Source organism: Mannheimia indoligenes, from assembly GCF_036880405.1.
GTDB classification, from domain to species: Bacteria; Pseudomonadota; Gammaproteobacteria; order Enterobacterales; family Pasteurellaceae; genus Mannheimia; species Mannheimia indoligenes.
Window position 1 is genome coordinate 20,228 of record NZ_JBAJJM010000018.1, and the last position, 12,734, is coordinate 32,961.

At 40.2% G+C, this 12,734-nt stretch carries 18 protein-coding genes and 1 tRNA gene; 7 read left to right on the plus strand and 12 right to left on the minus strand.

Annotated features, from left to right (window positions below; translation table 11 throughout):
• Positions 1 to 135: 135 nt before the first annotated feature.
• The 11 genes from rpsQ to rpsJ are packed head-to-tail and all read right to left on the minus strand — an operon-like array spanning position 136 to position 5,102.
• On the minus strand, positions 136 to 393 hold the full coding sequence (gene rpsQ / locus V6W77_RS10270) for a 30S ribosomal protein S17 (RefSeq protein WP_025236916.1): 258 nt from the start codon (positions 391 to 393) through the stop codon (positions 136 to 138).
• On the minus strand, positions 393 to 584 hold the full coding sequence (gene rpmC, locus V6W77_RS10275) for a 50S ribosomal protein L29 (RefSeq protein ID WP_005711179.1): 192 nt from the start codon (positions 582 to 584) through the stop codon (positions 393 to 395). Before rpmC ends, rpsQ begins: the two co-directional genes overlap by 1 nt.
• Positions 584 to 994, minus strand: coding sequence for a 50S ribosomal protein L16 (gene rplP, locus V6W77_RS10280; RefSeq protein ID WP_025218237.1), 411 nt, complete (start codon positions 992 to 994; stop codon positions 584 to 586). Before rplP ends, rpmC begins: the two co-directional genes overlap by 1 nt.
• A 12-nt stretch (positions 995 to 1,006) precedes the next feature.
• Positions 1,007 to 1,711 (minus strand): 30S ribosomal protein S3, encoded by a 705-nt coding sequence (gene rpsC, locus V6W77_RS10285; protein WP_025218238.1) that lies wholly within the window; start codon positions 1,709 to 1,711, stop codon positions 1,007 to 1,009.
• A gap of 18 nt (positions 1,712 to 1,729) precedes the next feature.
• Positions 1,730 to 2,062: a 50S ribosomal protein L22 gene (gene rplV, locus V6W77_RS10290; RefSeq protein WP_025236917.1), complete on the minus strand. Its 333-nt coding sequence runs from the start codon at positions 2,060 to 2,062 to the stop codon at positions 1,730 to 1,732.
• Positions 2,063 to 2,072: 10 nt separating this feature from the next.
• Positions 2,073 to 2,348: a 30S ribosomal protein S19 gene (gene rpsS / locus V6W77_RS10295; RefSeq protein ID WP_005539416.1), complete on the minus strand. Its 276-nt coding sequence runs from the start codon at positions 2,346 to 2,348 to the stop codon at positions 2,073 to 2,075.
• 30 nt (positions 2,349 to 2,378) lie between these two features.
• Positions 2,379 to 3,200, minus strand: coding sequence for a 50S ribosomal protein L2 (gene rplB, locus V6W77_RS10300; RefSeq protein WP_025236918.1), 822 nt, complete (start codon positions 3,198 to 3,200; stop codon positions 2,379 to 2,381).
• A gap of 18 nt (positions 3,201 to 3,218) precedes the next feature.
• Positions 3,219 to 3,524: a 50S ribosomal protein L23 gene (gene rplW / locus V6W77_RS10305; protein ID WP_025236919.1), complete on the minus strand. Its 306-nt coding sequence runs from the start codon at positions 3,522 to 3,524 to the stop codon at positions 3,219 to 3,221.
• Complete coding sequence (gene rplD, locus V6W77_RS10310; RefSeq protein ID WP_025236920.1) at positions 3,521 to 4,123, minus strand: 50S ribosomal protein L4; 603 nt, start codon at positions 4,121 to 4,123, stop codon at positions 3,521 to 3,523. The genes rplW and rplD overlap by 4 nt, the downstream gene beginning before the upstream one ends.
• A gap of 15 nt (positions 4,124 to 4,138) precedes the next feature.
• Positions 4,139 to 4,765 (minus strand): 50S ribosomal protein L3, encoded by a 627-nt coding sequence (gene rplC, locus V6W77_RS10315; protein ID WP_025218243.1) that lies wholly within the window; start codon positions 4,763 to 4,765, stop codon positions 4,139 to 4,141.
• 25 nt (positions 4,766 to 4,790) lie between these two features.
• Complete coding sequence (rpsJ, locus tag V6W77_RS10320; protein WP_001181005.1) at positions 4,791 to 5,102, minus strand: 30S ribosomal protein S10; 312 nt, start codon at positions 5,100 to 5,102, stop codon at positions 4,791 to 4,793.
• Between the two features lie 446 nt (positions 5,103 to 5,548).
• Between rpsJ and V6W77_RS10325 the strand changes: the two genes are divergently transcribed.
• The 7 genes from V6W77_RS10325 (at position 5,549) to prmA (ending at position 12,416) form a co-directional block, all read left to right on the plus strand.
• Positions 5,549 to 6,202 (plus strand): TfoX/Sxy family DNA transformation protein, encoded by a 654-nt coding sequence (locus V6W77_RS10325; protein ID WP_334254572.1) that lies wholly within the window; start codon positions 5,549 to 5,551, stop codon positions 6,200 to 6,202.
• A gap of 142 nt (positions 6,203 to 6,344) precedes the next feature.
• Positions 6,345 to 7,739, plus strand: a complete 1,395-nt coding sequence (gene fumC, locus V6W77_RS10330) for a class II fumarate hydratase (protein WP_025236922.1) — start codon at positions 6,345 to 6,347, stop codon at positions 7,737 to 7,739.
• Positions 7,740 to 7,857: 118 nt separating this feature from the next.
• Complete coding sequence (lptM, locus tag V6W77_RS10335) at positions 7,858 to 7,968, plus strand: LPS translocon maturation chaperone LptM (protein WP_025236923.1); 111 nt, start codon at positions 7,858 to 7,860, stop codon at positions 7,966 to 7,968.
• Positions 7,969 to 8,056: 88 nt separating this feature from the next.
• Entirely contained in the window at positions 8,057 to 9,307 is a 1,251-nt protein-coding gene (gene lysA / locus V6W77_RS10340; RefSeq protein ID WP_334254573.1) for a diaminopimelate decarboxylase, read from the plus strand.
• Between the two features lie 16 nt (positions 9,308 to 9,323).
• Positions 9,324 to 9,953 carry a glutathione S-transferase family protein gene (locus V6W77_RS10345; RefSeq protein WP_334254574.1) on the plus strand — a complete coding sequence of 210 codons (630 nt, stop codon included), beginning with the start codon at positions 9,324 to 9,326 and terminating at the stop codon, positions 9,951 to 9,953.
• A 70-nt stretch (positions 9,954 to 10,023) separates the two neighbouring features.
• Complete coding sequence (gene tldD / locus V6W77_RS10350; protein ID WP_334254575.1) at positions 10,024 to 11,469, plus strand: metalloprotease TldD; 1,446 nt, start codon at positions 10,024 to 10,026, stop codon at positions 11,467 to 11,469.
• A 65-nt stretch (positions 11,470 to 11,534) separates the two neighbouring features.
• The gene (gene prmA / locus V6W77_RS10355; protein ID WP_025236927.1) at positions 11,535 to 12,416 is read left to right on the plus strand and encodes a 50S ribosomal protein L11 methyltransferase; all 882 of its coding nucleotides are present in this window, start codon (positions 11,535 to 11,537) and stop codon (positions 12,414 to 12,416) included.
• Between the two features lie 175 nt (positions 12,417 to 12,591).
• Here the strand turns inward: prmA and V6W77_RS10360 are convergent.
• Positions 12,592 to 12,667 (minus strand) — tRNA-Trp (locus V6W77_RS10360).
• Between the last annotated feature and the right edge of the window lie 67 nt (positions 12,668 to 12,734).

Consider the following 12,734-nt stretch of genomic DNA (forward strand, 5'->3'; position numbering starts at 1 on the left):
AGCGGTCGAAAAACAGAGAAAATCTGCAAAAAATTAGAAAAATTTAACCGCTTGTACTGTTATCGTCTTGCCTTAATGACTTGTATAAAATTAAAAACCCCAGCAAATTGCTGAGGTTTTATTATTTCTAGTTAATTAAGCAACAACTGCTTTCTCAACTACACGAACTAAAGTCCAAGATTTAGTTTTTGAAACAGGACGACATTCCTTAATTTCAACTACATCACCTAATTTAGCTTCGTTGTTTTCATCGTGTACGTGAAGTTTAGTAGTACGACGGATAAACTTACCATATAAAGGATGTTTAACTGTACGTTCGATAGCAACTACAAATGATTTGTCCATTTTGTCGCTAACCACTTTACCTTGTACTGTACGAATTTTATCAGTCATTATTCACCCGCCTTTTCGGTTAATACAGTTTTCACTTGTGCAATACTACGACGCACTTGTTTTAACTGGTGGGTTTGTTGAAGCTGACCGGTGGCTGCCTGCATACGCAGTTTGAATTGCTCACCTAAAAGGTTTACTAATTCGCCATTCAGCTCTTCAACACTTTTGTTACGTAGTTCTTGAGCTTTCATTACATCACCGTTTTAGTTACAAATGTGGTTTTGAACGGAAGTTTAGCTGCTGCTAAAGCAAACGCATTGCGTGCAACTTCTTCAGAAACACCATCCATTTCATATAATACTTTACCCGGTTGGATTAGGGCTACCCAGTACTCAACGTTACCTTTACCTTTACCCATACGGACTTCTAATGGTTTTTCAGTGATTGGTTTGTCTGGGAAAACACGAATCCAGATTTTACCTTGACGTTTTACCGCACGGCTCATCGCACGACGAGCAGCTTCAATTTGACGTGCTGTTAAACGACCACGTCCAACCGCTTTTAAACCGAATGAACCGAAGCTCACTTCTGTACCACCCGCGATACCACGGTTACGGCCTTTGTGTACTTTACGGAATTTTGTGCGTTTTGGTTGTAACATTCAGCGATCTCCTTATTTACGACCTTTGCGAGCTGGCTTTTTAGGCTGTGCCGCTGGTTCTTTTTCAGATTCAATCACTGCAGCCATTCCACCAAGAATTTCACCTTTGAAGATCCACACTTTAACGCCGATTACGCCGTAAGTTGTGTGAGCTTCAGCTGTGCTATAATCGATGTCTGCACGAAGTGTATGTAGAGGTACACGACCTTCACGATACCATTCTGAGCGAGCAATTTCTGCACCACCTAAACGACCGCTAACTTCAACTTTGATACCTTTAGCACCTAATTTCATAGCGTTTTGAACCGCTTTTTTCATAGCACGGCGGAACATTACACGACGTTCAAGTTGAGAAGCGATGCTATCTGCTACTAATTTAGCATCTAGCTCTGGTTTTTTCACTTCAGCAATGTTGATTTGAGCTGGAACACCCGCAATTTTAGCAACTGCATTGCGTAATTTTTCAACATCTTCGCCTTTTTTACCGATAACGATACCTGGACGAGCTGTGTGAATAGTTACACGAATACTTTTTGCAGGACGCTCAATAGTGATGCGTGATACAGAAGCATTCGCTAACTCTTTGTTTAAAAATTTACGTACTTTGAAATCGCCATCTAAGTTATCAGCGAAATCTTGTGTATTCGCGAACCAAGTAGAGTTCCAAGGTTTAACAATACCTAGGCGAATACCATTAGGATGTACTTTCTGACCCATTTGTTATTCTCCACTTAATTAACGATCTGACACAACCACTGTGATGTGGCTTGTACGTTTTAAAATACGATCTGCACGACCTTTTGCACGTGGCATTACACGTTTCATGCTTGGACCTTCATCAACGAAGATTTTAGCAACTTTAAGATCATCGACATCTGCACCGTCATTGTGCTCTGCGTTTGCAATAGCTGACTCTAAAACTTTCTTAACAAGCGTTGCTGCTTTTTTGTTAGTGAAAGTTAAGATTTCTAATGCTTGCGCAACTTTTTTACCACGGATTAAGTCAGCAACTAAGCGAGCTTTTTGGGCAGAAGTACGAGCGTAACGATGTTTAGCAATAGTTTCCATCTTTTACCTCTTATTTCTTAGCTTTCTTATCTGCGGCGTGACCGCGGTATGTACGAGTCGGGGCAAATTCACCTAATTTATGACCGATCATTTCGTCGGAAACATAAACAGGAACGTGCTGACGACCATTATGGACTGCGATGGTCAAACCAATCATTGATGGAATGATCATTGAACGACGGGACCAAGTTTTGATTGGTTTTTTATCCCCGCTTTCCACCGCCTTCTCTACCTTCTTCAACAAGTGTAGGTCAAGGAAAGGACCTTTCTTGAGGGAACGTGGCATTGGTGTTTACCTTTTAGTTAATGAATAAAATTATTTGCCACGACGACGTACGATGAATTTATCAGTACGTTTATTGTGACGAGTTTTCTTACCTTTGGTTTGAACGCCCCAAGGAGTAACTGGGTGTTTACCGAAGTTACGACCTTCACCACCACCGTGTGGGTGGTCTACCGGGTTCATCGCAGTACCACGAACAGTTGGACGAATACCTCTCCAACGGTTTGCACCTGCTTTACCAAGAACGCGAAGCATATGCTCTGAGTTACCTACTTCACCGATAGTTGCAGTACACTCAGCTAATACTTTACGCATTTCGCCTGAACGAAGACGTAAAGTTACATAGTTACCTTCACGAGCGATAATTTGTACATATGCACCTGCAGAACGAGCGATTTGACCGCCTTTACCAGGTTTTAATTCCACGTTGTGAACAGTTGAACCAACTGGAATGTTACGCATAGGTAATGCATTACCTACTTTAATAGGTGCTGAAGCACCAGCTTGAATCGTATCACCAGCAGATAACCCTTTTGGTGCTAAGATATAACGGCGTTCACCATCTTTATAAAGAACTAATGCGATATTCGCAGAGCGATTTGGATCGTATTCTAAACGCTCAACAACAGCTGGAATGTCCAATTTGTTACGTTTGAAGTCAATTAAACGGTAGTGTTGTTTATGACCGCCACCAATGTGACGAGTTGTAATACGACCTAAGTTGTTGCGACCACCGGTTTTAGATTTAGTATCTAAAAGTGCTGCAAAAGGTTTACCTTTATGTAGCTCAGTGTTCACAACTTTAACTACGTGACGACGACCAGCGGAGGTCGGCTTACATTTAACGATAGCCATTTATATTATCTCCTCTGATTATTCTGCCGCACCTTCAACGAAGTCAAGTGATTGACCTTCTTGAAGAGTTACATAAGCTTTTTTCCAGTCACTACGACGACCAACTTTAGCACCACGGCGTTTAGTTTTACCTTTAACCACTACAGTACGTACAGAATCTACTTTTACTTCAAAAAGTTGTTCAACTGCGTTTGCAATTTCAACTTTGTTTGCATCTAATGCAACTTTGAATACGATAGTATTGCCTTTTTCTGCGTTGTTTGTCGCTTTTTCAGAGATATGTGGTGCTTTTAACACATTTAGCAAACGTTCTTGTTGAATCATGCTAACATCTCCTCAATTTGTTTCACTGCATCTACAGTAACAACCACTTTATCGAAAGCGATTAAGCTTACTGGGTCGATACCTTGAACATCACGTACATCAACTTTATATAAGTTGCGTGCTGCTAAGAATAGATTTTCATCTACATTTGCAGTGATGATAAGAGCGTCAGTTAACGCCATATCTTTTAATTTTTGTGCTAATACTTTAGTTTTTGGTGCATCAATCTCGAATTTCTCAACAACCACTAAACGGTCTTGACGAACTAATTCAGAAAGAATGCTTTTGATTGCACCACGGTACATTTTTTTGTTCACTTTTTGGCTGTGATCTTGTGGTTTAGCAGCAAATGTTACACCACCAGAACGCCAGATTGGTGATTTGATATCACCAGAACGTGCACGACCTGTACCTTTTTGACGCCAAGGTTTTTTACCTGAACCAGACACTTCAGCACGAGTTTTTTGAGCACGACTTCCTTGACGAGCACCTGCTGCATAAGCAACAACTACTTGGTGGATTAACGCTTCATTAAACTCACGTCCGAAGGTAGTTTCAGAAACAGTTAGTGCGTTTGCACCTACAACTTGTAATTCCATCTCTATCTCCTAGACTTATGCTTTAACTGCCGGTTTCACGATAACATCACCATTAGTTGCACCTGGAACAGCACCTTTAACTAATAGTAATTTACGCTCAACATCTACACGAACAACTTCAAGTGATTGAACGGTTACACGCTCAGCACCTAAGTGTCCTGCCATTTTTTTACCTTTAAACACACGACCCGGAGTTTGGTTTTGACCAATAGAACCAAGTACACGATGTGATAAAGAGTTACCGTGTGTAGCATCTTGAGTACGGAAGTTCCAGCGTTTAACACCGCCTTGGAAACCTTTACCTTTCGATGTACCAGTAACGTCAACTTTTTTAACATCTGTGAAGATGTCAACATTGATTTCTTGACCTAAAGTGAATTCTTCACCTTCAGTACGAAATTCCCATAAACCGCGACCAGCTTCAACACCTGCTTTCACGAAATGACCTGCTTCTGGTTTAGTTACACGACTTGCTTTTTTAGAGCCAGTAGTAACTTGAATTGCAGAGTAGCCATCGTTTTCAAGGGTTTTAACTTGAGTAACACGGTTGGCTTCGATTTCGATAACGGTAACTGGAATAGACACGCCGTCTTCAGTGAAAACGCGGGTCATACCAACTTTACGACCGATTAAACCAATCATTGTAATAACCTCTTAAAATTCCCAATTAACCTAGACTAATCTGAACGTCAACGCCAGCAGCTAGATCTAAACGCATTAATGCATCAACAGTTTTTTCTGTTGGTTCAACAATATCAACTAAACGTTTGTGAGTACGGATTTCATATTGATCACGTGCATCTTTATTCACGTGTGGAGAAATCAATACAGTGAAACGTTCTTTACGAGTTGGTAAAGGAATTGGACCACGAACTTGTGCACCAGTACGTTTAGCTGTTTCTACGATCTCCGCAGTAGATTGATCGATCAAGCGATGATCAAATGCTTTTAAGCGGATACGGATTCTTTGGTTCTGCATTAGACCAGAGCTCCAATTAAAAAATTTAGCTAATAAAAAAACCAAACTACCACTTAATCAATAGAATAAGGGAGCTCAGTTAAACCTATGTAGTTCCAAGATTAGGAACATTTTTTACACTACAATATCTGTAATGTCATTTGATAAATGATTACATCAAATGTCTTTAGTTGCCTAAAGCCAGAATATAATACTCTTTTCGTTATACTTATGCAAGCAGTTTTCACTTTTTTATCTTCTTAACCAATAAATAAAACATTCCAAGATACACAACTTCCTAAAAACTTCATTTGAAGTAACTCAAATAAATAGTATTTTTAAATTTTTTTATTCCAACTTTTCGAGCCACTTCACAAATCTAAAAAATCCTTGTTGAAATTTAATTCATAACAGTATTTATTATTCATAAACCTAATAATTACATAAACTTATACTGAGGTACATATATGCGAACAATCAATGAAATTAAACAAGAAATCTCCCCTATATTCGAGCCTATTCTGAAAGAATTTCGGATAAAAACTTACTTCTCTTATTATGCTATTTTCAAGAATAACCTAATGATTGCGTTGTATCAAAATGGAGCAACTTACTTGCGTATTTCCCAAAAAGATATGCCATATATAAGCAACTACCCTGGAACATACAATCTATCTGACGATAAAATAGGATTACAAAGTAGGAAGTTCTGTTTTATTCCAAATACTATTTTAGCTAACTCATCACAGTTTAGTTCACTGATTCACTCTACTCTAGATGAATTACTATCTGAAAAGCAAAAAATAGATAATAAACGTTCAACTCAAATCCGTACTTTACCTAATATGAACCTAAAGTTAGAAAGAATGCTGAAAAAAGTAGGTATCTCTTCAATACAAGACTTTGCTGAAACAGGCTATATTTCAGCATTTATTAAGCTGGTTATGCAAGGTTTTGACGCTACTGAAGATTTACTATTTAAACTCAATGGAGCATTAAACCATCAATATATCTACACCTTTACAGAAGAGCAAAAACGAGAATTAATGCAAGAAGCTAATGAAGCCCTATATGCCTTCGGCTTAAGAAAAAGATTTAACACCAATCATTTAATAATGTGATCCACATCATAAAATAGTCAAAAAACCAATAAGGAATTGCTTTTGTTAGTTCCTTTCTTTTTCCTTTCTATGCTAGTATTTACCATACCTCTAAATAACTAGAGCTTATTGATTTTAACTTTTTAAAAATTAGGAGTAAACAATGACATTCCGTATCGAAAAAGACACAATGGGCGAAGTACAAGTTCCTGCTGATAAATATTGGGCGGCACAAACAGAACGTTCACGTAATAATTTCAAAATCGGACCTGAAGCCTCAATGCCTGCTGAAATTATTGAAGCCTTTGGTTATCTGAAAAAAGCGGCTGCTTATGCGAACCACGATTTGGATGTACTAGCGGTCGAAAAACGGGATTTAATTGCAAAAGCCTGTGATGAGATTTTAGCAAACAAATTAGACGATCAATTCCCACTGGTAATCTGGCAAACGGGTTCCGGCACGCAATCTAATATGAACGTGAATGAAGTAGTGGCAAACCGTGCTCACGTTATTAATGGTGGCAAACTAGGCGAGAAATCAATTATTCACCCGAATGACGATGTAAACAAATCTCAATCATCTAACGACACCTACCCAACTGCAATGCACATTGCCGCATATAAAAAAGTAGTTGAGCACACCCTTCCTTGTGTAAAACGATTACAAAAAACGTTAGCAGAAAAAGCAGAAGCTTTTAAAGATGTAGTAAAAATCGGTCGTACACACTTAATGGATGCCACCCCACTTACACTCGGTCAAGAGTTCTCTGCTTATGCGGCTCAATTAGCCTTTGGCATTAAAGCATTAGAAAACACCTTGCCACACCTTCGTGAACTTGCATTGGGCGGCACGGCGGTAGGTACCGGTTTAAATACACCGAAAGGCTATGATGTTCTTGTTGCTGAATATATTGCGAAGTTTACCGGTTTACCATTCGTAACCGCACAAAACAAATTTGAAGCCCTAGCTACCCACGATGCGATTGTAGAAACGCACGGTGCGTTAAAACAGCTTGCAGTATCGCTCTATAAAATCGCTAACGATGTTCGCTTACTCGCTTCAGGTCCGCGTTCAGGTATCGGCGAAATCTTAATTCCTGAAAACGAGCCAGGCTCATCTATTATGCCGGGTAAAGTAAACCCAACCCAATGCGAAGCAATGACAATGGTTTGTGCTCAAGTGTTAGGCAACGATGTAACCATCTCGTTCGCTGGCACACAAGGTCATTTCCAGCTGAATGTGTATAAACCTGTGATGGCGTACAACTTCTTACAATCTGCTCAATTACTGGGCGATGCGTGCGTATCGTTTGACGAACACTGTGCGGTAGGTATTGAGCCAAACTACCCTCGCATTAAACAACAGCTCGACCAATCATTAATGCTCGTTACTGCATTAAATACTCATATCGGCTATGAAAATGCAGCGAAAATCGCTAAAACCGCCCACAAAAACGGCACAACCTTAAAAGAGGAAGCGATTAACTTAGGTTTAGTTACTGCTGAACAATTCGATGAATGGGTTCGACCGGAAGATATGGTTGGCAGTTTAAAATAAACTGAAAATGCTATAACGTTATTTACACCTCAATCTATTAAGATTGGGGTGTAATTTTTTATAGATAGGGCGATTATTTTGTTTTAGAATGAAGCATCTTTTTTAAATGGAAAAAGCAATGAAAAAACTACTTTTAATCACTTTAGTGGCGACCTTAGGCTTGAGTGCCTGTGGTGTAAAAGGTCCTCTTTACTTCCCTGAGCCGGCACCAAAACACGAACAAAAATAAGACTACAAGCGATCGTTTTTGCAAAATTTTTTACAAAAACGACCGCTTGCTCTTTCCTTTTCTAATAAAAAAACACAACGGAATTTCAATGAATCACTTTGAGTATAAAAACAATCAACTTTTTGCCGAAGATGTCGCAATTAGCGATATTATCAAGCAGCACGATACACCTGCTTATATTTACTCTCGAGCGACACTTGAACGCCATTGGCACGCTTTCAACAATGCCTTTGGCTCGCACCCGCATTTAGTTTGCTTTGCGGTAAAATCAAACTCAAACATTGCCTTACTTAACGTGATGGCAAGATTAGGCTCTGGCTTTGATATTGTCTCTCAAGGTGAACTTGAACGTGTGCTTGCCGCTGGTGGCGACCCTGCAAAAGTGGTTTTCTCCGGTGTAGCAAAATCTCATATCGAAATCAAACGTGCGTTAGAAGTAGGCATTCGTTGCTTCAATATTGAATCTATTTCCGAACTGCATCGCATTAACGAAGTGGCTGGTCAATTAGGCAAAGTTGCTCCAATTTCCCTGCGTGTAAACCCTGATGTAGATGCCCACACCCATCCTTATATCTCAACGGGGCTAAAAGAAAACAAATTTGGCGTGAGTGTAACCCAAGCTCGTGAGGTTTACCGTTTGGCAAAAACCTTACCAAATGTGAAAATCACAGGAATGGATTGCCACATCGGCTCGCAATTAACCGAGTTACAACCGTTCTTAGATGCAACGGATCGCTTAATTATCTTAATGGAGCAACTTCGTGAAGATGGTATTGAGCTACATCACCTAGACTTAGGCGGTGGCTTAGGTGTGCCTTACAACGGCGAAGAACCTCCACACCCAACAGAATACGCTAAAGCATTATTAGAAAAACTCAAAAGTTACGAAAACCTAGAAATTATTATTGAGCCGGGTCGTGCTATCACTGCCAATGCAGGTATTTTAGTCACTAAAGTAGAATATCTGAAACAGAATGAAGATCGCAATTTCGCTATTGTGGATACAGGTATGAACGATATGATTCGACCTGCCCTTTATGAAGCCTATATGCAAATTACCGAAGTGGATAAAACGCTTAATCGCCAAACCGCTATTTATGACGTAGTAGGTCCAATCTGCGAAACCTCCGATTTCTTAGGCAAGCAGAGAGAACTCGCAATTGCAGAAGGCGATTTAATCGCAGTGCGTTCTGCCGGAGCTTACGGTGCGGCAATGTCTTCCACCTATAACTCTCGCCCGCAAGCGGCGGAAATTATGGTAGATGGCAATCAAGCCCATCTCATTAAAGCCCGTGCAAGTTTTGCCGATTTATGGCGTTTGGAAAAATTACTCCCTTAATTCAGAGGAAATAAAAATGAAATTATATGGTTTAGTTGGTGCTTGTTCATTCGTACCACACGTTGCGTTAGAATGGGTAAAACTGCACGCCAATCAAGATTACGAATTTCAAGCGGTAAGCCGTGAATTTATTAAAACACCTGAGTTTTTAGCATTAAACCCACGTGGTGCCGTACCGCTATTGGTTGATGGTGATTTAGTGCTTTCACAAAACCAAGCAATTGTTCACTATTTAGATGAACTTTATCCCGATGCAAAACTTTTCGGCAGTAAAACCGCTCGTGATAAAGCAAAAGCGGCTCGCTGGTTAGCTTATTTTAATGCCGATGTACATAAATCATTCGTGCCACTTTTCCGCTTACCTAGCTATGCCGAAGGCAATGATGAATTAATTAAAACCATTCGCCAGCAAGCTGCTGAGCAGATTTTAGATCAACTTGCCACAGCCAATGAACATTTAGAAAATCACATTTTCTTTGGTGAAAGCATTTCCGTTGCTGATGTGTATCTTTATATTATGCTCAATTGGTGCCGTCGCTTAGGCTTAGACTTCTCTCACCTTTCACAACTTTCTGCCTTTATGCAACGCGTTGAAGCAGATAAGGGAGTAGATAATGTGCGTGAGCAAGAAGGCTTAAAAGACTAATTCTCGAATTACCATTTAAGACGGTAGATTTTATGTTAAAATCTACCGTCTTTTATTTTTAGGAATCACAATGTTAAACAAGGTTTCAGATAGCTTACTTGCACCAAGTGGGCTTGAATTATCGCACTTAAACCAAGTGCTTGATTACTTCTCAGGACGTGATATTGATTACGCCGACCTCTATTTCCAGCTTAGCCAAGACGAAAGTTGGAGCTTGGAAGATAGCATTATTAAAGAAGGCGGGTTTTATATCGACAGAGGTTTTGGTGTGCGTGCCGTTTCAGGTGAGAAAACAGGCTTTGCCTATGCGGATCAAATCACGCTCAAACAATTAGAACAATGTGCAGTAGCAGCTCGCTCTATCAGCCAAACAAGCGGTCAATTATTGGTAAAAAATTTCAAAAAAACGACCGCTTGCCCACGCTATGCGGCGATTAATCCGCTAGATACAATTAGCCGAGAGCAAAAAGTAGAATTACTCCATTTGATTGATAAAACTGCCCGTTCGGAAGATCCTAGTGTTATTCAGGTGAATGCCAACTTGTCTGCAGTATATGAAGAGATGCTAGTTGTAGCCACAGACGGTACATTAGCCTCAGATATTCGCCCATTAGTACGTTTATCTATTTCTGTACTTGTGGAGCAAAACGGCAAGCGTGAGCGTGGCTCAGCCGGAGCTGGTGGACGTTTCGGCTTAACGTGGTTTTTAGAACCAAATGCAACAGGATTTAGCCGAGCAGAGGCTCTTGCAAAAGAAGCTGTTCGCCAAGCACTGGTTAATCTTACTGCCATTCCTGCCCCAGCTGGCACAATGCCGATTGTTCTTGGTGCCGGCTGGCCTGGAATTTTATTACACGAAGCGGTTGGACACGGTTTAGAAGGAGATTTCAACCGTAAAGAATCTTCACTCTTTGCAGGCAAAATCGGGCAGATGGTTACCTCCGAGCTTTGTACTATTGTTGATGATGGTACTGTGCCGGATATGAGAGGCTCAATTACGGTTGATGACGAAGGTGTACCTTCACAACGCAATGTGTTAATTGAAAATGGGATTTTGAAAGGCTATATGCAAGACAAACTCAATGCTCGCTTAATGGGTGTTGAACCGACAGGCAACGGTAGACGAGAATCTTATGCACACTTACCGATGCCACGAATGACCAACACCTACTTAACCGAGGGCAACCACGAATTTGAGGAAATGATTGAATCGGTGGAATATGGCTTATATGCTCCACACTTCAGTGGTGGGCAAGTAGATATTACCTCTGGCAAATTTGTGTTCTCTACCGCAGAAGCCTACTTAATTGAAAAAGGTAAAATCACTAAACCGGTAACTGGAGCAACCCTTATCGGTAGCGGTATTGAAGCAATGCAGCAAGTTTCAATGGTAGGTAAAAAAATGGAGCTCGATCCCGGAATTGGCACTTGTGGTAAAGAAGGGCAATCTGTTCCGGTCGGTGTGGGACAGCCGACTGTGAAGTTAGATAAAATTACGGTGGGTGGACGTGGATAGCCTCCGTCCAATTTGCAAAATTTAGAAAAAATATCACCGCTTGAAGCGATAAAAGGAAAACAAAAATGGCTTGGGTACAAATTCGTTTAAATAGTACAGACAAACAGGCTGAAGAAATCAGCGATTTTTTAACAGAGATTGGAGCAGTATCCGTTACTTTTATGGATAGCCAAGATACGCCAATCTTTGAACCTCTTCCAGGCGAAACTCGTCTTTGGGGCAATACCGATGTAGTTGGCTTATTTGATGCAGAAACAGATATGAATGTTATCGTAGAAGCATTAAAAATTAGCAAATTAGTTGATGAAACTTTTGCTCATAAAATCGAGCAAATTGAAGATAAAGATTGGGAACGTGAGTGGATGGATAATTTCCACCCAATGCAGTTCGGCAAACGTTTATGGATTTGTCCAAGCTGGCGTGAAGTGCCTGATCCGAATGCAGTTAATGTGATGCTCGACCCAGGTTTAGCATTTGGAACAGGTACACACCCAACTACTTCCCTCTGCTTACAATGGTTAGATAGCTTAGACTTAGAAGGCAAAACCGTGATTGATTTTGGATGCGGTTCCGGTATTTTAGCGATTGCTGCATTAAAACTCGGTGCGAAACAAGCAATCGGGATTGATATCGACCCACAAGCAATTTTAGCCAGTCAAAATAATGCGAAAGCGAATAGTGTAGAAGCTCGTTTACAACTCTTCTTAGCCAAAGATCAACCCAAAGATTTACAAGCTGATGTTGTAGTAGCAAATATTCTTGCAGGTCCATTAAAAGAGCTTGCTCCTAACATTATCACTCTTGTAAAACCAAATGGTGATTTGGGATTATCGGGTATTCTTGCCAGCCAAGCTGAAAGTGTATGTGAGGCTTATAGCCCATCATTTGAGCTTGATCCTGTAGTGGAAAAAGAAGAATGGTGTCGAATTACAGGTCATAAAATCTAATCTAAATAAAGCCCTGTTTTAAGAAAAAATGGGGCTTTATTTATATCTTCTCCACATCTTTCAGGAGAAAGATCCTTTATAACCTTATTTATAGCTACAAGCGGTATAAATTAAGAAAAATTTTACAAATATAGAAATGAAAAAACCGACTCAAATGAGTCGGTCTTCTAAATAATGGCAGGGGCGGAGAGGCTCGAACTCCCAACACCCGGTTTTGGAGACCGGTGCTCTACCAATTGAACTACGCCCCTATTGATAGCTTTTTTCTTGTATGAAAAGAGCGAGTATTAGACTCGCTTTTAAATAAATTGGCGGAAC

Excerpts from the sequence above, each read along its gene's own strand:
- rpsQ (WP_025236916.1), bottom strand. The coding sequence starts at position 393 with ATGACTGATAAAATTCGTACAGTACAAGGTAAAGTGGTTAGCGACAAA.
- rpmC (WP_005711179.1), bottom strand. The coding sequence starts at position 584 with ATGAAAGCTCAAGAACTACGTAACAAAAGTGTTGAAGAGCTGAATGGC.
- rplP (WP_025218237.1), bottom strand. The coding sequence starts at position 994 with ATGTTACAACCAAAACGCACAAAATTCCGTAAAGTACACAAAGGCCGT.
- rpsC (WP_025218238.1), bottom strand. The coding sequence starts at position 1,711 with ATGGGTCAGAAAGTACATCCTAATGGTATTCGCCTAGGTATTGTTAAA.
- rplV (WP_025236917.1), bottom strand. The coding sequence starts at position 2,062 with ATGGAAACTATTGCTAAACATCGTTACGCTCGTACTTCTGCCCAAAAA.
- rpsS (WP_005539416.1), bottom strand. The coding sequence starts at position 2,348 with ATGCCACGTTCCCTCAAGAAAGGTCCTTTCCTTGACCTACACTTGTTG.
- rplB (WP_025236918.1), bottom strand. The coding sequence starts at position 3,200 with ATGGCTATCGTTAAATGTAAGCCGACCTCCGCTGGTCGTCGTCACGTA.
- rplW (WP_025236919.1), bottom strand. The coding sequence starts at position 3,524 with ATGATTCAACAAGAACGTTTGCTAAATGTGTTAAAAGCACCACATATC.
- rplD (WP_025236920.1), bottom strand. The coding sequence starts at position 4,123 with ATGGAATTACAAGTTGTAGGTGCAAACGCACTAACTGTTTCTGAAACT.
- rplC (WP_025218243.1), bottom strand. The coding sequence starts at position 4,765 with ATGATTGGTTTAATCGGTCGTAAAGTTGGTATGACCCGCGTTTTCACT.
- rpsJ (WP_001181005.1), bottom strand. The coding sequence starts at position 5,102 with ATGCAGAACCAAAGAATCCGTATCCGCTTAAAAGCATTTGATCATCGC.
- V6W77_RS10325 (WP_334254572.1), top strand. The coding sequence starts at position 5,549 with ATGCGAACAATCAATGAAATTAAACAAGAAATCTCCCCTATATTCGAG.
- fumC (WP_025236922.1), top strand. The coding sequence starts at position 6,345 with ATGACATTCCGTATCGAAAAAGACACAATGGGCGAAGTACAAGTTCCT.
- lptM (WP_025236923.1), top strand. The coding sequence starts at position 7,858 with ATGAAAAAACTACTTTTAATCACTTTAGTGGCGACCTTAGGCTTGAGT.
- lysA (WP_334254573.1), top strand. The coding sequence starts at position 8,057 with ATGAATCACTTTGAGTATAAAAACAATCAACTTTTTGCCGAAGATGTC.
- V6W77_RS10345 (WP_334254574.1), top strand. The coding sequence starts at position 9,324 with ATGAAATTATATGGTTTAGTTGGTGCTTGTTCATTCGTACCACACGTT.
- tldD (WP_334254575.1), top strand. The coding sequence starts at position 10,024 with ATGTTAAACAAGGTTTCAGATAGCTTACTTGCACCAAGTGGGCTTGAA.
- prmA (WP_025236927.1), top strand. The coding sequence starts at position 11,535 with ATGGCTTGGGTACAAATTCGTTTAAATAGTACAGACAAACAGGCTGAA.